Genomic DNA, 19977 nt, shown 5'->3' on the forward strand with positions numbered 1-19977 from the left:
CGCCGGCGAAGCCCTGTTATCTTGCCGACGACTCAGTACAATCAAGTCAGCACGATGACGGCCCTGTAGCCACAGCGGCCAACCAACAACGTTGACACGGCGGCCTCCACCGGCCGCTCCAATAAAGACCCAAGGACTCAGGCATGAAACCGGAAACCCTCGCCCTGCATGCAGGTTTTAGTGGCGATCCCGCCACCAACGCAGCCACCACACCGATCTACCAAACCACCTCCTACACCTTTGACGACACCCAGCACGGGGCGGATCTGTTCGACCTCAAGGTTCAGGGCAATATTTACACCCGCATCATGAACCCCACCAACGCGGTGCTGGAACAGCGCATGGCCGAACTCGAAGGCGGTGTCGGTGCCCTGGCGGTGGCTTCAGGCATGGCGGCGATCACCTACGCCCTGCAGACCATCTGCAAGGTCGGCAACAACATCGTCAGCACCGGGCAACTGTATGGCGGCACCTACAACCTGTTCGCCCACTCGCTGCCCAATCAGGGGATCGAAACCCGCTTTGCGCCCCACGACGACTTCGAGGCGGTGGAGAACGCCATCGACGACAACACCCGGGCACTGTTCTGCGAATCCATCGGCAACCCGGCGGGCAACGTGGTCGACATCCAGCGCTGGGCCGAGATCGCCCACAAGCACGGCCTGCCACTGATTGTCGACAACACCGTGGCGACGCCCTTCCTGTGCCGGCCCTTCGAGCACGGTGCTGATATCGTCATCCATTCCCTGACCAAATACATCGGTGGCCACGGCACCACGGTCGCCGGGGTGGTGGTGGATTCCGGCAAGTTCGACTGGGCCGCCAACAAGGACAAGTTCCCGATGCTCAACGAGCCGGACCCGTCCTACCACGGCGTGGTCTACACCGAAGCCCTGGGGGCCGCCGCGTTCATTGGCCGCTGCCGCGTGGTTCCGTTGCGCAACACCGGCGCCGCGCTGTCGCCGTTCAACGCTTTCCTGATCATGCAGGGGCTGGAAACCCTGGCCCTGCGGATGGAGCGCCACTGTGAGAACGCCCAGAAAGTGGCGGAGTTCCTTGAGCGGCACCCCAGTGTGGAATGGGTCAACTACGCCGGTCTGACCAGCAGCCCTTACCGCACCACCTGCGAAAAGATCTGCGGCGGCCGCGCCTCCGGCATCCTCAGCTTCGGCATCAAGGGTGGCCGTGACGCCGGCGCCCGCTTCATTGATGCCCTGCAACTGATCTATCGCCTGGTGAACATTGGCGACGCCAAGTCCCTCGCCTGCCATCCCGCCTCCACCACCCACCGCCAGCTGAACGCCGAGGAACTGGCCAGCGCTGGCGTCAGTGAAGACCTAGTGCGGCTGTCCATCGGTATCGAGCACGTCGACGACATCCTCGCCGACGTCGACCAGGCCCTGGCCGCGGCGCAGTAAGCTGTAGCCCGTGGAGCCGGGCAACCACGGCGCGTCGTCGTGGTTGCCCGGAGTCGACTCGGTTCCCCGCCGTTCGGTTCCCTCACAAACACTTGTGCCAGATCAACCGGGCCGGTAATCCCCCCTTCAAGCCGTAGCGACGCCGGGATGCAAGCTGATACCATCCGATAATCAATCGTATTATCAGGACCATCCGTTATGCCACTGAACCGTCGGCAGTTCCTCCAGTCCACCCTGGCTCTGGGTGCACTCAGCCAGCTTCCCCGCCTGAGTCTGGCCGCCAGCCCGTCGGCGGACGTGGACTATGAGCTCACGGTGGCGCCGGCAGACATTCAGCTGGTCGACGCCGGCACCACCCCCGCCTGGTGTTTCAATGGCGGCTACCCGGCACCGGTGATCCGCGCTCGCCAGCATCAGCCCATTCGCATTCGCGTACGCAACCGGCTGGCGGAACCCACCACCATTCACTGGCACGGTCTGCGCATTCCCATCGCCATGGACGGTGTGCCCTTCCTCAGCCAGGCGCCGATTCCCGCTGGCGGGGAGTTTCTCTACGAGTTCACACCGCCGGATGCCGGCACCTTCTGGTACCACCCCCACATGAACAGCGTCGAGCAGCTGGGCCGCGGCCTGGTGGGCGCATTCATTGTGGAGGAGGCGCAGCCGGTGGCGTTCGACAGCGAGCAGGTACTGGGATTGAAGAACTGGCATGTGAAAGCCGATGGCAGCTTCGACCGCCTCAGCCGTCCCCGCTACGCGGCCCGCATGGGCACGCCGGGCCAACTGCAAACGGTGAACGGCCAGCAGCACCCCAGTTACCCGGTGCCCGCTGGCGGTTCGGTGCGGCTGCGCTTCCTCAACCTGGACAACACCGTTACCTACGACCTCACCAGTTCCGTGGACGACGCCCGAATTCTGGCGGTGGACGGCAACCCTCTGGCCCAGCCGGTAACGCTGGAACGCCACGCCATGGGACCGGGCATGCGACTGGACGTGGGCCTGCTGGCTCCCGCCGCGGGCGAGACCGTCACCTTCTACCACAAGGGCAAGCCTCTGGTGACGCTGCACTCGGAACCAGGCGAGGTTCGCCACGGCCAGATCCCCGCCCTGCCGCTGAATCCGGTGCCGGCACCGGACCTGGCCAACGCCGAAACCCTGTCCTTCGTTTTCGAATGGGATGCCGCCATCAGTCCGGTTGCCAAACAGGGGGAAGCCTCCGGGCCATCGTTCTGGACCATCAACCGACGATCCTGGGAGGGCATGAGCCAGGGCAACATCCCGGAACCACTGGCCCGGCTGAAGCTGGGCCAGACCTACATCTTCGAGCTGGAAAACCTGACTCAGTACCACCACCCGATCCACATCCACGGCCACACCTTCACCGTGCTGTCGTCAGACAAACGCGCCATTGAGCCGTTCCACACCGACACCGTGCTGCTGGGCAAGAACGAGAAGGTCCTGGCCGCCTTCGTAGCAGACAACCCGGGGCGCTGGATGTACCACTGCCACGTCATCGAACACCTCAAGACCGGCCTGATGGGTTACATCGAAGTCAGTTGATCTGTAAAAGGAAAGCCAGGGACTACGACAAAAGTTGGTACCCCGGCGCCCCGTGATTGTGCCTACTGTGCTTGTCTCCCCCGGTCGCGGGCATTACCCTTGAAGACTCCCCCAATTCCAGCAAGCAGAGTCCGGTTGTCATGAGCGACAGCGCGAAACCCCGCGTTACCAGTGGTACCAAGTTCAAGAGTGCACACGGCATTGCCGCCATCAAGGATGGCGTCAAGAAATCCAGCCATGCCAGTACGCCGGTGACCCGGAAGCCCAAATGGCTGCGAGCCCGGATGCCCGGCGGCGAGCGCTACGACGCGGTGCGCCGCAACGTCAACGAACACCGGCTCAGCACCGTTTGCCAGGAATCCCACTGCCCCAACATCGGCGAATGCTGGAACAACGGCACCGCCACCATCATGGTGATGGGATCGGTCTGCACCCGTGCCTGCAAATTCTGCGCGGTGGACACCGGCAACCCCAAAGGCTGGCTGGACCACGACGAGCCAGAGAACACCGCCAAGTCGGTGGAGCTGATGGGGCTGCGCTACATTGTGCTGACCTCGGTGGACCGTGACGACCTGCCGGACGGCGGTGCCGCCCATTACGCCGCCTGTGTTGCCGCCATCAAGGAACGCACACCGGAAGTAGCGGTGGAGGCCCTGACCCCGGACTTTGATGCGGTCATGGCAAACGTCGAGAAGGTGGTGGATTCCGGTCTGGACGTGTTCGCCCAGAACGTGGAGACCGTTGAGCGCCTGACCCACCGGGTTCGAGATCCCCGCGCCGGTTACCGCAAGACCCTGGATGTGCTGGCCCATGCCAAGCAGCACCGTCCGGATGTCATCACCAAGACCAGCCTGATGCTGGGCCTGGGTGAAACCGACGACGAGATCATGGCCACCATGGACGACCTCCGTGAGGTCGGTGTCGATATTCTCACCTTGGGCCAATACCTACGTCCGACCCCCAACCACCTGCCGGTAGAGCGCTACGTGTCGCCGGAAGAGTTCAACCGCTACCGCGACATCGGTCTGGCCAAAGGCTTCATGGAAGTGCCATCCGGTCCCATGGTCCGCTCCAGCTATCGCGCCGACCGGGTCTTCGAGAAGAACAACCTCGGCCTGATTACCCCCGACGTACCGGCGGCAGAACACAACCAGGCGCTGCAGATTCCGGTCAAACAGGTCGACTGACCGCCGCACCTGCCCGCCCCGCTGGCGGCTCGGCCCACCCCGTGGACAGTCCGAACCGCCAGCGACAGCCTACCCCGGCACGGAATCCCCGTGACCCTGACGCCTACAGACAAGCCCTGACTCCCTTGCTATCTTTAGGGGGCCTGCGGGCCCCTTTGCCAAGAAACACAGTGGACTCAATATGCTACAACTGCTCAAGAATGCGCGGCTGAAGTACAAGTTCTGGCTGCTGAACATCGTGGTACTGGCAGTTCTGTGCCTGTTGGTGCTCTACGCCATGAACATGATTGCCGCCTTGACCGATCGTTCGTTCGCCGAGGTGTTTGCCAACACCGCGGTTGAATTTGGTGGTCTGGTGGCCGTGCTGATGCTGCTGGAGATGGCCGGGTCACAGATGCTGATCAGCTTCATCGAGCGTCACGTCCACCGCCTCAAGGGCACCATGGTGGCGGTGCAGAGCTCCGGAAACCTGAGCCAGCGAGCAACGGTGGACTCCCACGATGAGATCGGCGAGATGGCCTCCGCCTTCAACGCCATGCAGGACCGCACCATGGATGTGGTCAAAAGCATGAAGCAGGCTATCGAACGGCTCCACGTTGAAGTTCACGAACTTACCCGGGCCTCCGAACAGCGCCGGGATGACCTCAGCCGCCAGCAGGCCAGCACCGACAGTTCCGCGACGGTGATCGCGCAGATGCTGCAGAGTTTCAATGGCATCGCGGAACAGGCCGGCATTGCCAAGACCCTGTCCCACGAAGCCCGCAAGGCCGCCGTGGACGGCAGTACCCAGGTGCGCCGCAGCACCGACTCCATCCGCGGTCTGGCGGACGTGATCGGCCAGTCCGCCAACAGCGTTCAGGCGCTGTCGGCCAATTCCCATGAAATCAGCCACGCTGTGGCGGAGATCAAGGGCATTGCCGAACAGACCAACCTGCTGGCCCTCAACGCCGCCATTGAGGCGGCCCGGGCCGGTGAACAGGGACGCGGCTTTGCTGTTGTGGCCGACGAGGTCCGCAAACTGGCGCAACGGGTGCAGGATTCCACTGACCAGATCCAGGGCACCATTGACCGGCTGCTCACAGCAATGGACGGTGCCGTGGCACAGATGGGCAGCAGCTCGGAAGACGCCAGTCGTTGCGTTGGTGAGGCAGAACAGGGGCGCGAAGCCCTCGACGCCATCAACGATGTGGTGTCCCGCATCGACCGGACCAACGAAGAGATCGCCGCGGTCTCCGCGGAACAGACCGCCGCAACCGACGATGTGCTGGCCAATGTGGAGGGCATCCGCGACGCCACCGAAAACATGGTGGTGCAGCTGGCGGACAGCGCCGAGATGAGCCAGCGCCTGAAAACCCTGATCGACTCCCTCGAGTCCGCCGCCAACCGGGTGACCGTCAACTGACCGCCCCCCACCTCGGGGAGCCATTCTGAGGCTCCCCGGCGCCCCGCACATTTCAACTATCAGCCGGGGCACCTTTATTCCCTGACAGAATATGGCAAACTGCCCGCTCTGATCCCAAGGGACGCCACCGTCATGACCAAACTACGCACACTTTACGATCGCCTGATCCTGGCCCACCCGTTGGTGGTGCTGGTGCTGTTTGCCCTGGTGCTGGGACTGATGAGCCTCAACCTGCACCAATTCCGACTCGATGCTTCCGCCGAGTCCCTGGTGCTGGAGAACGACCGCTCACTGGCACAGTACCGGACCGTCAATCAGCGCTTTACCACCTCCGATGACTTTCTCATCGTCACTTATAGCCCCCACGAGCCGCTGTTTACCGACGCCGGCCTGGCCCGATTGGCCGGGCTGCGGGATGAACTGGCCGCCGTCGCCGCCGTCGGCTCCACCAACAGCATCCTGAACGTGCCGCTGTTGCACAGCCCAAAGCTGTCGCTGGACACCGTTGACGAGGAAATCCTCACCATCGACGGCGACCAAGTGCCGCCGCAGCAGGCCCGCGATGCCCTGCTCAGCAACCCGCTCTATCCCAACCTGCTGCTCAGCACCGATGGTGGGACCACCGCCATCCAGGTCAACCTGCCGACCCCGTCCGCGTTTTTTGAGCTGTTGGAAAAGCGCAAGCAGCTACGTGTCAAAGCGGAAGCGAACCCTGCTGATGCCAATGCCCAGGAAAACCTGGCCCAGGTGGAAGCCGAGTTCCTGGCCCTGACCGAAGAGCTGGACGCCCGCCGGGACGCCACCATCGACGAGGTTCGGCAGATTCTCGAGCGCCATGGTGACGATGCGGTAATCCACCTGGGTGGGGTACCCATGATCGTTGCGGACATGATCCGTTTCATCCAAAACGACCTCTCCACCTTTGGCATCGGCGTCCTGCTGTTCCTGGTGCTGACCCTGGCCATCATCTTCCGACAGTGGCGCTGGGTGCTGGTACCGCTGCTGTGCTGCAGCTTCACCGTCTGGCTGGTGGTGGGCTACCTGGGCTGGGCGGAATGGCCGGTTACGGTAATCTCCTCAAATTTCGTGTCGCTGCTGCTGATCATGACCCTGTCCCTGACAATCCACCTGATTGTCCGCTACCGGGAGTACCAGCACGACGAACCGGACGCACCGCCGGCAACGATCCTCAGCCGCACCGTCAGCGCCATGGTCAAGCCCTGCGCCTACATGGCGCTGACCACCATCGTGGCCTTCGGCTCGCTGACCTACTCCGGTATCCGCCCGGTCATTGATTTTGGCTGGATGATGACACTTGGCCTTGCCGTGGCCTTTGTGGTGGCGTTCCTGATCTTCCCCGCCCTGCTGCGCCTGCTGCCGCCACCGGTCGATCAGCGGGTACGTTCAAACCGGCGGCCATTCACCGATCACTTTGCCAGCCTGACCGAACATCAAGGCCCCGCGATCCTGGTGGGCTCAGTGGTGCTGGCAGTGCTGTGCGCGATTGGTGTGAGCCGGCTGACGGTGGAGAACAGCTTCATCGACTACTTCAAGTCCAGTACCGAGATCCACCAGGGCATGATCACCATCGACAACCGCCTGGGCGGTACCACGCCGCTGGACGTGATCATCACCGACGACCCGCCTCCCGCTGGCGCGGCGACCAGTGACACCGCTGCCGCCGACGATCCCTTCGCGGCCGGCGACCCGTTTGCCGAGGATGATCCATTCGCCAGCGACTGCGATCCATTTGTAGAGGACTGCGAAGCGGCGGAGAGTTATCGGGATACCTGGTACACCTACCGCAAGATGTCGCAACTGGCAAAGGTCCACGAGTACCTCGACAGCCTGCCGGAAACCGGCAAGGTACTGTCCATCGACACCACCCTCGATCTGCTGGCCCAGGTCAACGGCGGCAAACCGCTGGATGCGCTGCAACTGGCCTTTGTGCCGGCGGCGGTACCGGATGATCTCAAGGGCATCCTGCTGACCCCCTACATCTCCGAGGAACACGACCAGGCCCGCTTCAGCATCCGCCTGCTGGAAACCTCACCGGAACTGCGACGCCAGGAACTGCTGGATCGCATCCGTCAGCATCTGACCGAAGAACTGGGCTACCGCGACGACCAGGTGCTGTTTACCGGCATGACGGTGATGTACAACAACATGCTGCAGAGCCTGTTCGACTCCCAGATCAAGACACTGGGCGTGGTGTTCCTGGCCATCTGCGCGATGTTCCTGCTACTGTTCCGCTCCCTCAAGCTGGCACTGATCGGCATTGCTCCCAACCTGCTGGCGGCAGGTTCGGTGCTGGGTCTGATGGGCTGGCTGGGCATACCGCTGGATATGATGACCATCACCGTGGCGGCCATTACCGTGGGCATTGCGGTGGATGACACCATCCACTACATCCACCGTTTCAAGGTCGAGTTCGAGAAGGACCGGGACTATCTGGCCACCATGCACCGCTGCCACAGCAGCATCGGGCGCGCCATGTCCTACACCTCCATCACCATCATCGCCGGGTTCTCAATCCTGGTGCTGTCGAATTTCATTCCCACCATCTACTTCGGCCTGTTCACCGGGTTTGCCATGCTGATGGCACTACTGGGGGCGCTGACCCTGCTGCCCCGGCTGATTCTGCTGTTCCAGCCCTTCGGCCGGCCCGGAACCGCCGACTAACAAAAAACCCCGCACCGGAACCGGTGCGGGGTTTTTCATGTTCGCAAGACAGGTTGCGTTACTGCGCCGGAGCACTTGGCTGCGGCGGCTGCCCCTGCATCTGCTGCTGCATGGCACGCATGCGACGATCCAGCTCATCCCGCTGGTCCTGGGTGAAAACGCTGTCTACCCGTGCCTGCATCAGGGTCGACAACGCGGAAATCTCACCAGAGAGTTCGCCCAGTTTGCTGGCCTGCTCACGAATGCTGGCTTCGTCGTAGTCCGGCTTGATCTCGTCCTGCAGCTGCTGCTGGAGGCTGCGTGCTTCCATCTGCAGGCTCTGGATCTCACCCTGGAGCTCTTCCAGAATGCCGCGGATCTCGGACTGCTGCTCGTCACTCAGCCCCACCATCTGGGCCAGTCGATCGACCTGATCCGGCTGTTGCTGCGACTGCGCCCAGGTTGGCGCCGCGAGACCCATGGCCATAACCAGGGCTCCAACCAGGTGTGCGAATGTCTTGACTCTCACCATAACTTGGCACTCTCCGTTAATGCTTGCTATCCATACATTGGCTTGCACGGTCACGTTCAGTGTGTCGTGAACTCCGGAACCGCCACCCTAAAGCAAAGCCCCACCCGGTTTCACCCCGGGACCTGTCATTTTTCCACACAGGTCACAGCCGGTGTGGGCCCTCCCCCCGCCATACGGGGGCTGACGCCGATGTGAAAATTTTGTCATTCCCCGCCATAATGGCGCGATTCAGCCAGTCACCGGAGACATTCCATGGCCATTAACTGGTTTCCAGGGCACATGCACAAGGCCCGCAAGGAGATCAAAAAGATCATGCCGCAGATGGACCTGATCATTGAGGTCCTCGACGCCCGCCTGCCGTTCAGCAGCGAAAACCCGCTGGTGCCGGCACTGCGTGGCGACACGCCGGTGATCAAGGTGCTCAACAAACGGGATCTGGCCGATCCGGACAAAACCGCCGAGTGGCAGGCCTACCTGGAGCGGGAACGGGGAGTCACAGCGATTACCCTGAGCCATAACCAGCGTCAGGAGGCTTTGGGTATCCTCCGCCTGGCCAATGAGCTGGTGCCGAACCACGACCGCCAGACCAGCGCCCTGCGAGTGATGATCCTGGGCATTCCCAACGTCGGCAAGTCCACCCTGATCAACACTCTGGCCGGCCGACCAGTGGCCAAGACCGGCAATGAGCCGGCGGTCACCAAGGCCCAGCAGACCATCAAATTGCCGGACAACATCCTGCTGTACGACACCCCCGGGTTTCTCTGGCCCAAACTGTCTCCGGAAGCCTGCGGTTATCGGCTGGCGGTATCGGGTGCGATTCGCAGCTCGGTGATCGACTTCGAGGATGTCGCCCTGTTCGCCGCCGATTACCTGCTGGAAGCCTATCCTGAGGTGGTCCGGGACCGTTACGACCTCGACGCGCTTCCCAGCTTCCCCAGCGACGGCGTGGCGCTGATGGACGCCATTGCCGAGCGCCGCCGGTTCTTTAGCCGTGGAGGCATTCCCGACCTGCACAAGGTGGCGGAGGTGCTGCTCAACGAGCTACGGGCAGGCAAGCTCGGGCCGATGACCCTGGAAACCCCTGCCATGGTGGAACGCGAACGCCAGCAGGCGGAACAGGCTGAGGCCGCCAGGGAAGCCAAGAAAGCAGTCCGGCGTCAGCGCGACTGACAGCGGCAGACCTCAAACCCACCGGCCAGCACGTACGCCGAAGGCAGGGCGTCGTACATCTCGCGGGCGGTGCGCACCAGGTGGGGCTGATCGTAGAAGCCCGCGTCCACCGCCAGCTGCGACAGCGTCATCCCCGGCTGCCAGCAGGCCAGGGCCCGGTTCAGTTTGAGATGCAGCAGAAACCGGCGCAGGGATACCCCGGTATCGTGGCGGAACAGGTGGCTGAGCCGTGAGCCCGACAGCCCGACCCGGGACGCCAGTGCAGCCAGGTCGAGGCGATCTGGCAGCGTATCCCGGAGCTGCCGGCAGGTCGCAGCAACCCGCTCATCCAGCGGCGTCACCACGCCTTCAAGCCGGGTGACGTAAGCCGCCAGCCAGTGCGCCATGGCGCTGCAATCGGTGCCTGACGCCGGCGAAGGCCAGTGCTGCGGCAGCGGCAGATCCACACTGACACTGCCATCCAGACGCCCCATCAGCCGCCGCCAGAGCGGGCAGTCCGGGTCCAGCTGACTGACCCAGAGCGTGCCCCCCAGCGGGTCCAGCGCCTGAACCACATCCGGTGCCACCAGAGCCGCCCGGGTCCGCCGTTGCTGACCATCGCACTGCAACAGAAACTCTCCCTCCAGCCCGACCAGCAACGACGCGCTGATGTGGCGGTGGGGATCGTTCGGTAACAGGCGCCCGACCACCTGCCAGTGGTCGGGCCAGACATGGAGGTGGCCCCGCCAGGGAACGGGGCCGGTTGCGGACTGCGGCATAGGGCGACGGCCAGTGGTGATCGACAGGCCCTCAGCTTACCGCATTTACACCCTCAGTGGCCCTGGGCATGGCGGACCGGCAATCCCAGTTTGGCTGCAAACTCGATGCTGACAAACACCGGGCCGATGAGCAGGAACACCAGGTCCTCGATAAAGGACGGTTTCTTGCCCTCCACCTTGTGCCCCCACACCTGGCCGATCCAGGCCAGAACCCAGACCGCCACGCAGATCCACAACAACGGCCAGCCCGCGCCCTGAATCGCCAGGATGATCCACACCGACAGCGCAAACCACCCCACCATCAGCACGAATACCCAAGGTGACAACCGCAGGTACAGGATGCCAGACAGTACTCCCAGCAGTGTCGCGCCATTGACCCAGCCGACCCAGGCCACTGGCAGCCCCAGCCACTGGCCCAGCGGCACCAGCCACAGCAAGCCCAGGGTGGACACCAGAATCAGCGGCACACAGACAATGTGGACCCACTGGTTTACCGGATTGCGGTGGCTCTCGCCGTAGTCAGACAGAAAACGGGACAGGGAACGCACGGAGATCTCCTCTTGTTTTAGTTGTTGGTTGTTTTGTTGTTGGCTGTTCTGTTGTTGATTGCTCCGGGCAGATTAGCAGCGTAGGGTGCCGCAGCCTTGTACGCAGTGGTTACGCCTCTGCGGACTGTAAAGCCGGCTTACCGTACCAAGGTCAAATACCGGAACCGTTCGAAAGTTCCTAGAATGTTGCCATCGCAACGAATACAGCCCGGTGACCGGCAACCGCCGAACCGGACAGGAGGAAAGTTATGAGACGCGTTGTCGTCACCGGCATGGGCATCGTGTCCTGCCTGGGCAACTCGGTGGACGAAGTGGCTACCAGCCTGAAAACCGGCCGCTCCGGCATCCGCTTCAACGAGCGCTATCAGGAACTCGGCTTCCGCAGCCAGGTCTCCGGCTCGGTGGATGTGGACACCGGCACCATCGATCGCAAGATCCGCCGGTTCATGGGTCAGTCCGCCATGTACAGCTACCTGGCGATGGAACAGGCCATTGCCGCCGCCGGACTGACCGACGACCTGATCTCCAACGACCGCACCGGTCTGATTGCCGGCTCCGGCGGCGCCTCCTGCGCCAGCCAGGTGGAAGCTATCGACGCCATGCGGGAGAAAGGGGTCAAACGCATCGGGCCCTACATGGTGCCACGGATCATGACCAGCACCGTGTCTGCCTGCCTGGCCACCGCGTTCAAGATTCGTGGCGTCAACTATTCGATGTCGTCCGCCTGCGCCACCAGCGCCCATTGCATCGGCCACGCCATGGAGCAGATCCAGGCCGGCAAACAGGACATTGTCTTCGCCGGCGGCGGGGAAGAAGAGGACTGGAGCCTGACCATGCTGTTCGACGCCATGGGCGCGCTCTCCACCAAGTACAACGAAGCCCCGGCCACCGCATCCCGGCCCTTTGACAGCGGTCGTGACGGCTTCGTCATCGCCGGCGGTGGCGGCATGGTGGTGTTGGAAGAACTGGAACACGCCCGCGCCCGTGGCGCCCACATCATCGCCGAACTGACCGGCTATGGTGCCACCTCGGACGGTCACGACATGGTGGCCCCCTCCGGTGAAGGAGCGCAACGCTGCATGCGCCAGGCCATGGCCACCGTCGATGGCCCCATCGACTACATCAACGCCCATGGCACCAGCACTCCGGTTGGCGATGTGGCGGAAATGGGCGCGGTACAGGCCACCTTTACCGACCAGATCCCAGCCATCTCCTCAACCAAGTCGCTGTCCGGCCATTCCCTCGGCGCGGCGGGCGTGCACGAGGCGATCTATTCCCTGCTGATGCTGCAGCATGGCTTTATCGCCGGCACCGCCAACCTGGCAGACCCGGATGAGAAAATCCGTGACCTGCCCATTGTTGGCCCGCATTCCCGGGATGCCGACCTGCGTACGGTGATGTCCAACAGCTTCGGCTTTGGCGGCACCAACGCGTCCCTGATCTTCCAGCGCCTCGACTGAGGGGCGCTGGTAGTCGCCTGCCTGCCGAACGACAGGAAACCGGGAGCTTCTGCGCAAACTCGAATCGCTCCGGCGCAGTCCGGGGCGGGACGTGGTTCAGAAGCTGCCTAGGAAACTAACGAAACTGATCCCAGGTCAACGATAACCGTTGGAATCCCGGTCCTTTCGTATTAATGTACGCATTTGATATGCATCAAATTCGGCAGTAGACGCTATGGAACAGACCATCAAGATCGGCAAATCCCCGACACTGAAGGCATCGTGCCAACAGTGCAGCCTCAGCAACCTGTGTCTGCCGCTGGCCGTCAGCGATCAGGACCTGGCCAGGCTGGAGGATGTGGTTCAGCAGGGTCGCATCTATAACCGGGGGGATTATGTGTTCGAGCAGAATGCGCCCTTCCGCTCCTGTTTTGCGGTTCGCAGCGGTGCCATCAAGACGTCGATCGTGACCGAGAACGGTGATGAACAGGTCACCGGCTTTTTCCTGCCAGGCGAACTGGTTGGCCTCGACAGCATGAGTGGCACTCACTACGCCTGCTCCGCCAAGGCCCTGGAGCGCACCAGTGTGTGCGAACTGCCGATGGACCATATGGAAGAGCTGACCCACAAACTGCCGGGCCTACAGCATCACTTCTTCCAGTTGATGAGCCAGGAAATCCAGAGCAGCCACCAGTTGGCGATGATGCTGAGCAAGCGCACGGCGGAGGAACGTATTGCCAGTCTGCTGCTGTCACTGTCCAGCCGCTTCCAGCGTCGCAAACTGTCGGCCACCCACTTCAACCTGCCGATGGCCCGCAACGACATTGCCAACTTCCTGGGGCTTGCGGTCGAAACCGTCAGCCGGGTGTTCACCCGTTACCAGAACCAGGGCCTGCTCAAGGCCCGTGGCCGTGATGTTGAGCTACTGGACATGGATGCCCTGCACGCCATCGCCCAGGAGGCCTCAGACGCGCCACCGTGCCGCTGAGCATCACGGTCACGCCGGTGGCGTAGAGAAAACCGACGCCATCCGGCGCCAGCCTCAGTCCTCCCGGATCTGGCCGACCGTTTCCCGATCCGGCGCCCGGGCACTGATCAGCGCCAACTCCTCATCCAGCATCCGTCGCCAGGGCAACTGCTTGATGCCGAAGGTATTGCGGATCTTGGTGCAGCCCAGGGTGGCATTCTCCGGCTCCAGCGCAGCCCACTCCGGCACCTCGTCCACCACCCGGGTTCCCTCCGGTAATCCCGCCAGCTCGGCGATCGCCAGTCCCAGCTCATAGTGGGAGATTTCCTCCGCACCAGCATACTGGAAGGTCCCCCACACCTCCGCACCGCAGTCAATCTGCTGCAAAATCGCCACAATCACCCGCGCCAGATCCCGATAGGCCACCGGCTGACCGTGATAGCGGCTCGACAACGGCAACATCGAGCGATCCAGCGCACTGTCCTGAACCTTGCGGATAAACCGACCCAGACTCCAGCCCGTGCGCAGGATCAGGTGACGCGGCAGTAGCGTACGCAGGGCCTGCTCACACTCCCACTGCCAGTTGCCCAGCTGACTGAATGGCTGGCCGGGGTTCGACGCCAGATAGGCACTCTGCTTGCGGCCATCGAAGACATAGCAGGACGACAACTGAACCAATGCCATGCCATGCTCACGGGCGTGCTCCGCCAGCGCCATCGGCAGCGAAAACGCGGTTTCTCGGGCCGCTTCCGGATCTGGCTCGGCCACCTCGGGATCAGCCTGCCAAAGGGCGTTGACGATCAGGTCAGTGTCCGCCGGCACCCAATCGGCCAGGGCCGCGAGGTTGGCGTTGCCGGGTTCGCTGATCAGCAGCGGGCTGATGTGCAGGGTGGTCTGTTTGAGCTGCTCCAGCAACACCCGACCAAGGGGACCATAGTCATGGACAACAAGCACGTTCACAGGGAAACTCAGACTCCAAGCAAGTGATTTCAGCGCGGCCATGCCGGCGCCTGAGGCCATTTCGGCCAAGGGATATGGTGCTACTGTAAGGCCTTATCGGCCGTGGAGAAAGCCCGTATCACGATCGCAGTTCTGACAGCCGCCGCCCTGCGTCCCAGCCAATGCCGGCAACCACCCACCCACTACAATATCGGGCCCGAAGAGCATACAACAATGGGAAACGCCATGCTGAAAGCGCAAAGCCACATCGTCGCCCCAATTGACGACGAACTCCGCACCCGAGCCCTGTACACCGTCGGTGAGATCCGTAACCGCGGCAAGGCCGACAAGGAAGCCATTGACCAGCTCTACAACCTGATCGTCGACCTGACCGAATCCGGCCTGGACTTTTTCTTCCTCGAACCGCTGCGTCGCCTGAATGCCGGCAGCATGGTGATGGGCATGGCCCGGATGGGAATCGGCAGCATGCTCAAAGGCAGCAAGATGGTGGTTCACAAGGTGCTGAAGAAGCTCGACGAACGCAGCCTGGTGAGCATCCTCGACTTCATCGAGGAAATCATTCACGAGCCGGAAAATGCCGAAGCCTAGTGTCCGGTGTCCGACTCGGCACCGGAATAGATCCGCGGCACCCGGGCGGTGACGCCGGTCAATAGCTCGTAACCAATAGTGCCCGCATGTCGGGCCACTTCGTCCACCGGCACCTCCGCGCCCCACAACTCGACCCGATCCCCGGGGCTGGCGTTCGGGGCGCCGGTCAGATCCACCGCCAGCATGTCCATCGACACCCGCCCGATCAGCCTAACCCGCTGACCATTGATCGCCGCCGGCGTGCCGGTGCCAGCGTGGCGAGGGTAGCCATCGCCATAGCCGACGGCAACGATCCCCATTCGTGTGGGCTGTTCGGCCCGCCAGGTTTCGCCGTAACCCACAGCGTCCCCGGGGTTCAGCCAGCGCACAGCGGTCAGCTCCGACTCCAGCGTCATCACCGGTTTCAGCCCCAGCTCGGCCCCGCAGCGTTCCGCCATCGGCGAAGCGCCGTAAAGCATGATCCCCGGCCGGCTCCAGTCAAACAGCAACTGACCTTCGCGGAAATGGGCGGCGGAGTTGCCCACACTCAGCAGTGCCTCCGGCCAGGGCGCGACGGCATCCTGGAAATAACGGGTCTGGCTTTCGGTGGTTTCCCGGTCGGGGTCGTCGGAAGCAGCAAAATGGGTGACAAAACCAAGGAAGGCGCCATGCCCGGCATCCGTCAGCGCGCGTACCGAGGCCATCACCGCAGGCAGCTCAGCGGCCCGAAAGCCCAGCCGGTTCATGCCACTGTTGACCTTGATCCAGAACGCCGGCACCTCGTTACCGGCGGCCAGCCAGTCGAGCTGGCGCTCGCAGTGAATCACCGGTTCCAGACCCAGCCGAACGCAGATCGCCACATCCTCGGCGGCATGCACGCCCTGCAACAGCACCACAGTTTGACCCAGCCCGGCCTCGCGAATGGTCAACGCCTCCTCCAGGCAGGCAACGGCAAAACGCTCCACCTCCCCGGCCAGGGCCTTCGCCACGGCGGCAATACCGTGACCGTAACCATCCGCCTTCACTACCGCCATGGCGCGGGCATGACCCGCCAGGCGGGCGGCCTCACGATAGTTGTGCCGAAGGGCATCGAGATCGACCCGCGCAACGGTTGGTCTAGGCATGGCGCATTACCCTGCTGATCATCCAGACTGCGACCTCAGTATTCGTCCCCGTAATCGCCATGGGCGAGGTCTTCAAACTTGGTGTACTTACCCACGAACGCAAGCCGTATGGTGCCAATGGGACCGTTCCGTTGCTTACCGATAATGATCTCGGCCACCCCCTTGTCCGGGGTGTCCTCGTTATAGACCTCGTCGCGGTAGACGAACATGATCACGTCGGCGTCCTGCTCGATCGCTCCGGATTCCCGCAGGTCCGAGTTCACCGGTCGTTTGTTGGGGCGCTGCTCCAGGCTCCGGTTGAGCTGCGACAGCGCCACTACCGGACAGTTGAGCTCCTTGGCAATCCCCTTGAGGGAGCGGGAGATCTCGGAGATTTCCGCAGTACGCCCTTCGGTATTGCCCGGCACCCGCATCAACTGCAGATAGTCGACCATGATCAGGCTGAGCTTGCCGCCATTCTCCCGGGCCACCCGACGGGCACGGGAACGCAGTTCGGTGGGGCTCAGGCCAGCGGTATCATCGATGTACAGCGGCTTGTCCTTCAGCAGCGACACCGCCGACGTCAGCCGGGGCCAGTCATCCTCTTCCAGCTTACCGCTCCGGATCTTGGTCTGATCGATGCGTCCCAGTGACGACAGCATCCGCATTACGATGGAATCGGACGGCATCTCCATACTGAACACCAGGATCGGCTCACCGGTTTTCAGCAGCGCGTTCTCCACCAGGTTCATGGCGAACGTGGTCTTACCCATGGAGGGACGACCGGCCACAATGATCAGATCCGCCGGCTGCATCCCCGAAGTGCTGTTGTCGAGGTCCCGAAAGCCGGTGGTCAGGCCGGTGATGGCATCGCCGGATTCAAACATTTCTTCAATCCGTCCCAACGCCGTGGTCAGGATCGGGTTGATGCTTTTCGGTCCGGCATTCTGGGTGTTGCGGGATTCAGCAATCTTGAACACATTCCGCTCGGCCTCATCCAGCAATTCATCACTGGTGCGCCCAAGTGGATTAAACGCCGAATCGGCGATGTTGCCGGACACTTCTATCAGGCTGCGCAGTACCGAACGCTCCCGCACGATCTCGGCGTACGCCCGAATGTTGGCCGCGCCCGGCGTCTTCTCCGCCAGCTCGGCCAGATAACCCAGGCCGCCGGCGTCTTCGATGTCCCCGGCCCGCTCCAGGAACTCCGCCAGGGTGACCACGTCCAGTGGCTCACTGTCACCTGCCAGCCGCTCGGCTGCCGCGAAGATCAGGCGATGGTCCTGACGGTAGAAATCCGTCGAGGTGATGATCTCCGACACTTCATCAAAGCGGCGGTTGTCCAGCATCAGGCCACCAAGCACCGCCTGCTCGGCTTCCAGCGAGTGCGGAGGAACCTTGACGCGGGAGGTTTCCAGGTCAGTGGATGCCGCTTTCAGATTGGAATTGGCCATGGATTCTCTTCAGTAAAAAACGTTCGGGATCATTGCGACAGACGGGACACTAGCATACCAGAAAGCAACAGGCCCGGAATCCGCTTTCGCGGCCCGGGCCTGGGCGGTGACCCACAAGGGATCACCAAAGCAGTCTCCGGCACAGGGCCGGGGCCGAATCACTCGGCGACGACTGCAACCTTCACTTCGACGGTTACGTCGGTGTGCAGCTGAAGCTCGATGTCGTACTCGCCGACAACCCGCAGCGGGCCTTCCGGCAGACGAACTTCGCTCTTCTCAACGTCGGTACCGGCGGCAGTGATTGCATCTGCAATGTCACGCACACCGATAGAACCGAACAGCTTGCCTTCGTCACCAGCCTTAGAGGTGATGGTGAAGGAAGCGCCTTCCAGAGCTTCGGCGCGGGACTGGGCAGCGGCCAGCTTTTCAGCGGCAGCTTTTTCCAGCTCGGCACGACGCTCTTCGAACGCCTTCAGGTTGTCTTCCGTGGCAGCAACAGCCTTGCCGTAGGGAAGCAGGAAATTACGACCGTAACCGGCCTTTACCTTAACCTTGTCACCCAGTGAGCCAAGGTTTGCAACTTTCTCGAGCAGAATAACTTCCATCTCGTTAACCTCTTCGTGCTTTATTCAGCCGACCCGGAGGACTTGATTCGCCCCCGGATATCCAGCCAGCTATCCACAAACGCCACAACCAGTAACAGAAACATCAGACTCGGACCCAACAGCATCAGGGCCACGTAAAACATCACCAACCAGTGACTGCCCATGCCCCGCAGGGCGACAACACCGTGCACCAGGCCCAACGCGGCCAGGAACAGCGGCAATCCTGCGGCCCAGGCCAGCAACAGCGCATTCAGGCCAAGGTAGGGCCCTGCCACTATTGCCAGGACACATCCCAGAGCCACCGGCACTGACAGCCTCAGGGAATGAAACTCCCGCTGGAAACCACCAGGGTTGTCCAGCCCGGCCTGCCAGGACCTGGCCAGCATCGTCATCCCGATGCCCATGGCAAGGAACATGCCCGCCATGCTGGCCACCATGGTCTCGCGGATCACTGTCTCCAGCTGTCCGCCAGCCACCGGCGCCTCAACCTCGTAGCTCTGGTAAAACTCAACACCGGCCTGAACCAGCTGATCCAGGAGCCCGGAGTAGAGAATCGGCAGTAACGCCCCCATCACCAGGGTCAGGCCAGCTCCGCTGAGCAGCGCCTTCTGCCAGGACAGGGAGGCTCGCAGAACCGCGGCCATCACCATCACCAGAAGCAACACCGACACCGCGGTGGGGTCCTGCCCCACCCAGGCCCAACCGAGCCCGGGCAGCAATGCCCAGAGGCCGATGCTAAGCCCCTGGCTGATGCCGAGCCGGAGAATCACCAGTCCAACGACGGCGGCTCCGACCCAAAACAGCAGGGGGACTGTCATGGCAATCGCTGCCACAGCACCCGCCTGCAGGGGACCTCGCATTACAAACTGTGCTAGAGCACGCATGGTCCCGAGTCCTGTCTAGATTTCCTGCAACTTAGTTGTCGTGGCTGTCCGAGTACGGCAGCAGTGCCAGGTAGCGGGCACGCTTGATAGCGGTGGCCAGCTGACGCTGATAACGTGCTTTGGTGCCGGTGATGCGGCTGGGCACGATCTTGCCGGTTTCAGTGATGTAGCCTTTCAGGGTGTCCAGATCTTTGTAATCGATCTCCTTAACACCCTCTGCCGTGAAGCGACAGAACTTACGACGTCTGAAAAAACGAGCCATAACTAACTCCTCAACTCAAAAAGTGATTTTACTCTTTGTCGCCCTGGGCTTCGGCCGGACGGCGCTCGCCGGATTCGGCGGAACGGCGCGGACGCTCATCTCCACCGCGACGGTCCTCGCGGGACTCAGCCGCCTTCATCGGAGACAGGTCAGTCACAGCCTCGTCGCGACGGATGATCAGGTCGCGAATGATGGCGTCGTTGAAGCGGAAGTTGTGAGTCAGCTCGTCCAGTGCGGTCTGTGAACATTCAACGTTCATCAGCACGTAGTGAGCCTTGTGGATCTTGTTGATCGGGTATGCCAGGTGACGACGGCCCCAATCTTCCAGGCGATGTACCTGACCGCCATCTTCGGTGATGACGCCGGTATAACGCTCGATCATCGCGGGCACCTGCTCGCTCTGATCCGGATGTACCATGAATACGATTTCGTAGTGACGCATGAGTTCTCCCTACGGTTTGAACAGCTTCCGACAGCCCCGCGCTGTTGCGACAGGCCCG

General features: G+C 62.4%; 19 protein-coding genes. 9 read left to right on the forward strand and 10 right to left on the reverse strand.

Going from position 1 to position 19977, the window contains the following annotated elements:
- Positions 1–143: 143 nt before the first annotated feature.
- The 5 genes from J2887_RS16425 to J2887_RS16445 all read left to right on the forward strand — a co-directional run bounded on the left by J2887_RS16425 (position 144) and on the right by J2887_RS16445 (position 8249).
- Positions 144–1418 (forward strand): bifunctional O-acetylhomoserine aminocarboxypropyltransferase/cysteine synthase, encoded by a 1275-nt coding sequence (locus J2887_RS16425; RefSeq protein ID WP_227172172.1) that lies wholly within the window; start codon positions 144–146, stop codon positions 1416–1418.
- Positions 1419–1616: 198 nt separating this feature from the next.
- Positions 1617–2978, forward strand: coding sequence for a multicopper oxidase family protein (locus J2887_RS16430; protein WP_227172173.1), 1362 nt, complete (start codon positions 1617–1619; stop codon positions 2976–2978).
- Positions 2979–3118: 140 nt separating this feature from the next.
- Entirely contained in the window at positions 3119–4165 is a 1047-nt protein-coding gene (gene lipA / locus J2887_RS16435; RefSeq protein ID WP_227172174.1) for a lipoyl synthase, read from the forward strand.
- A 181-nt stretch (positions 4166–4346) separates the two neighbouring features.
- Entirely contained in the window at positions 4347–5567 is a 1221-nt protein-coding gene (locus J2887_RS16440; RefSeq protein ID WP_227172175.1) for a methyl-accepting chemotaxis protein, read from the forward strand.
- 132 nt (positions 5568–5699) lie between these two features.
- A complete protein-coding gene (locus tag J2887_RS16445; protein WP_227172176.1) occupies positions 5700–8249 on the forward strand; it encodes an efflux RND transporter permease subunit in 2550 nt (849 codons plus the stop codon).
- A gap of 58 nt (positions 8250–8307) precedes the next feature.
- Here the strand turns inward: J2887_RS16445 and J2887_RS16450 are convergent, their stop codons facing one another.
- Positions 8308–8715, reverse strand: a complete 408-nt coding sequence (locus tag J2887_RS16450; RefSeq protein WP_227172177.1) for a Spy/CpxP family protein refolding chaperone — start codon at positions 8713–8715, stop codon at positions 8308–8310.
- 297 nt (positions 8716–9012) lie between these two features.
- On the opposite strand from J2887_RS16450, the gene ylqF reads away from it, so the two are divergent.
- Entirely contained in the window at positions 9013–9930 is a 918-nt protein-coding gene (gene ylqF / locus J2887_RS16455; protein ID WP_227172178.1) for a ribosome biogenesis GTPase YlqF, read from the forward strand.
- Here ylqF and J2887_RS16460 read toward each other — a convergent pair.
- A complete protein-coding gene (locus tag J2887_RS16460) occupies positions 9918–10688 on the reverse strand; it encodes a helix-turn-helix transcriptional regulator (RefSeq protein WP_227172179.1) in 771 nt (256 codons plus the stop codon). The two genes, ylqF and J2887_RS16460, sit on opposite strands and share 13 nt — an antisense overlap.
- Before the next feature lie 53 nt (positions 10689–10741).
- Positions 10742–11236 carry a DUF962 domain-containing protein gene (locus tag J2887_RS16465; RefSeq protein ID WP_227172180.1) on the reverse strand — a complete coding sequence of 165 codons (495 nt, stop codon included), beginning with the start codon at positions 11234–11236 and terminating at the stop codon, positions 10742–10744.
- Positions 11237–11484: 248 nt separating this feature from the next.
- Here J2887_RS16465 and fabB point away from each other — a divergent pair, with 248 nt between their 5' ends.
- Positions 11485–12696 (forward strand): beta-ketoacyl-ACP synthase I, encoded by a 1212-nt coding sequence (gene fabB / locus J2887_RS16470; RefSeq protein WP_227172181.1) that lies wholly within the window; start codon positions 11485–11487, stop codon positions 12694–12696.
- 214 nt (positions 12697–12910) lie between these two features.
- Complete coding sequence (gene fnr / locus J2887_RS16475; RefSeq protein ID WP_227172182.1) at positions 12911–13663, forward strand: fumarate/nitrate reduction transcriptional regulator Fnr; 753 nt, start codon at positions 12911–12913, stop codon at positions 13661–13663.
- Between the two features lie 54 nt (positions 13664–13717).
- On the opposite strand, the gene J2887_RS16480 is transcribed toward fnr, so the two are convergent.
- Positions 13718–14602: a sugar nucleotide-binding protein gene (locus J2887_RS16480; protein WP_227172183.1), complete on the reverse strand. Its 885-nt coding sequence runs from the start codon at positions 14600–14602 to the stop codon at positions 13718–13720.
- A 225-nt stretch (positions 14603–14827) separates the two neighbouring features.
- Here J2887_RS16480 and J2887_RS16485 point away from each other — a divergent pair, with 225 nt between their 5' ends.
- On the forward strand, positions 14828–15190 hold the full coding sequence (locus J2887_RS16485) for a hypothetical protein (RefSeq protein ID WP_227172184.1): 363 nt from the start codon (positions 14828–14830) through the stop codon (positions 15188–15190).
- Here J2887_RS16485 and alr read toward each other — a convergent pair.
- The 6 genes from alr to rpsF all read right to left on the reverse strand — a co-directional run bounded on the left by alr (position 15187) and on the right by rpsF (position 19919).
- A complete protein-coding gene (alr, locus tag J2887_RS16490; RefSeq protein ID WP_227172185.1) occupies positions 15187–16293 on the reverse strand; it encodes an alanine racemase in 1107 nt (368 codons plus the stop codon). The two genes, J2887_RS16485 and alr, sit on opposite strands and share 4 nt — an antisense overlap.
- Before the next feature lie 35 nt (positions 16294–16328).
- Positions 16329–17726, reverse strand: a complete 1398-nt coding sequence (gene dnaB, locus J2887_RS16495; RefSeq protein ID WP_227172186.1) for a replicative DNA helicase — start codon at positions 17724–17726, stop codon at positions 16329–16331.
- A gap of 158 nt (positions 17727–17884) precedes the next feature.
- Positions 17885–18331 carry a 50S ribosomal protein L9 gene (gene rplI, locus J2887_RS16500; RefSeq protein ID WP_227172187.1) on the reverse strand — a complete coding sequence of 149 codons (447 nt, stop codon included), beginning with the start codon at positions 18329–18331 and terminating at the stop codon, positions 17885–17887.
- Positions 18332–18351: 20 nt separating this feature from the next.
- Positions 18352–19215 (reverse strand): hypothetical protein, encoded by an 864-nt coding sequence (locus J2887_RS16505; protein ID WP_227172188.1) that lies wholly within the window; start codon positions 19213–19215, stop codon positions 18352–18354.
- A 31-nt stretch (positions 19216–19246) separates the two neighbouring features.
- Positions 19247–19477 (reverse strand): 30S ribosomal protein S18, encoded by a 231-nt coding sequence (rpsR, locus tag J2887_RS16510; RefSeq protein ID WP_007154918.1) that lies wholly within the window; start codon positions 19475–19477, stop codon positions 19247–19249.
- A 28-nt stretch (positions 19478–19505) separates the two neighbouring features.
- Positions 19506–19919 carry a 30S ribosomal protein S6 gene (gene rpsF / locus J2887_RS16515; protein ID WP_227172189.1) on the reverse strand — a complete coding sequence of 138 codons (414 nt, stop codon included), beginning with the start codon at positions 19917–19919 and terminating at the stop codon, positions 19506–19508.
- Between the last annotated feature and the right edge of the window lie 58 nt (positions 19920–19977).

Source organism: Marinobacter sp. CA1 (assembly GCF_020546665.1).
Lineage (GTDB): Bacteria > Pseudomonadota > Gammaproteobacteria > Pseudomonadales > Oleiphilaceae > Marinobacter > Marinobacter xestospongiae.

Excerpts from the sequence above, each read along its gene's own strand:
- lipA (WP_227172174.1), top strand. The coding sequence starts at position 3,119 with ATGAGCGACAGCGCGAAACCCCGCGTTACCAGTGGTACCAAGTTCAAG.
- ylqF (WP_227172178.1), top strand. The coding sequence starts at position 9,013 with ATGGCCATTAACTGGTTTCCAGGGCACATGCACAAGGCCCGCAAGGAG.
- J2887_RS16485 (WP_227172184.1), top strand. The coding sequence starts at position 14,828 with ATGCTGAAAGCGCAAAGCCACATCGTCGCCCCAATTGACGACGAACTC.
- fabB (WP_227172181.1), top strand. The coding sequence starts at position 11,485 with ATGAGACGCGTTGTCGTCACCGGCATGGGCATCGTGTCCTGCCTGGGC.
- J2887_RS16460 (WP_227172179.1), bottom strand. The coding sequence starts at position 10,688 with ATGCCGCAGTCCGCAACCGGCCCCGTTCCCTGGCGGGGCCACCTCCAT.
- rplI (WP_227172187.1), bottom strand. The coding sequence starts at position 18,331 with ATGGAAGTTATTCTGCTCGAGAAAGTTGCAAACCTTGGCTCACTGGGT.
- alr (WP_227172185.1), bottom strand. The coding sequence starts at position 16,293 with ATGCCTAGACCAACCGTTGCGCGGGTCGATCTCGATGCCCTTCGGCAC.
- fnr (WP_227172182.1), top strand. The coding sequence starts at position 12,911 with ATGGAACAGACCATCAAGATCGGCAAATCCCCGACACTGAAGGCATCG.
- J2887_RS16440 (WP_227172175.1), top strand. The coding sequence starts at position 4,347 with ATGCTACAACTGCTCAAGAATGCGCGGCTGAAGTACAAGTTCTGGCTG.
- J2887_RS16430 (WP_227172173.1), top strand. The coding sequence starts at position 1,617 with ATGCCACTGAACCGTCGGCAGTTCCTCCAGTCCACCCTGGCTCTGGGT.
- rpsR (WP_007154918.1), bottom strand. The coding sequence starts at position 19,477 with ATGGCTCGTTTTTTCAGACGTCGTAAGTTCTGTCGCTTCACGGCAGAG.
- J2887_RS16505 (WP_227172188.1), bottom strand. The coding sequence starts at position 19,215 with ATGCGTGCTCTAGCACAGTTTGTAATGCGAGGTCCCCTGCAGGCGGGT.
- dnaB (WP_227172186.1), bottom strand. The coding sequence starts at position 17,726 with ATGGCCAATTCCAATCTGAAAGCGGCATCCACTGACCTGGAAACCTCC.
- rpsF (WP_227172189.1), bottom strand. The coding sequence starts at position 19,919 with ATGCGTCACTACGAAATCGTATTCATGGTACATCCGGATCAGAGCGAG.
- J2887_RS16425 (WP_227172172.1), top strand. The coding sequence starts at position 144 with ATGAAACCGGAAACCCTCGCCCTGCATGCAGGTTTTAGTGGCGATCCC.
- J2887_RS16445 (WP_227172176.1), top strand. The coding sequence starts at position 5,700 with ATGACCAAACTACGCACACTTTACGATCGCCTGATCCTGGCCCACCCG.
- J2887_RS16450 (WP_227172177.1), bottom strand. The coding sequence starts at position 8,715 with ATGGCCATGGGTCTCGCGGCGCCAACCTGGGCGCAGTCGCAGCAACAG.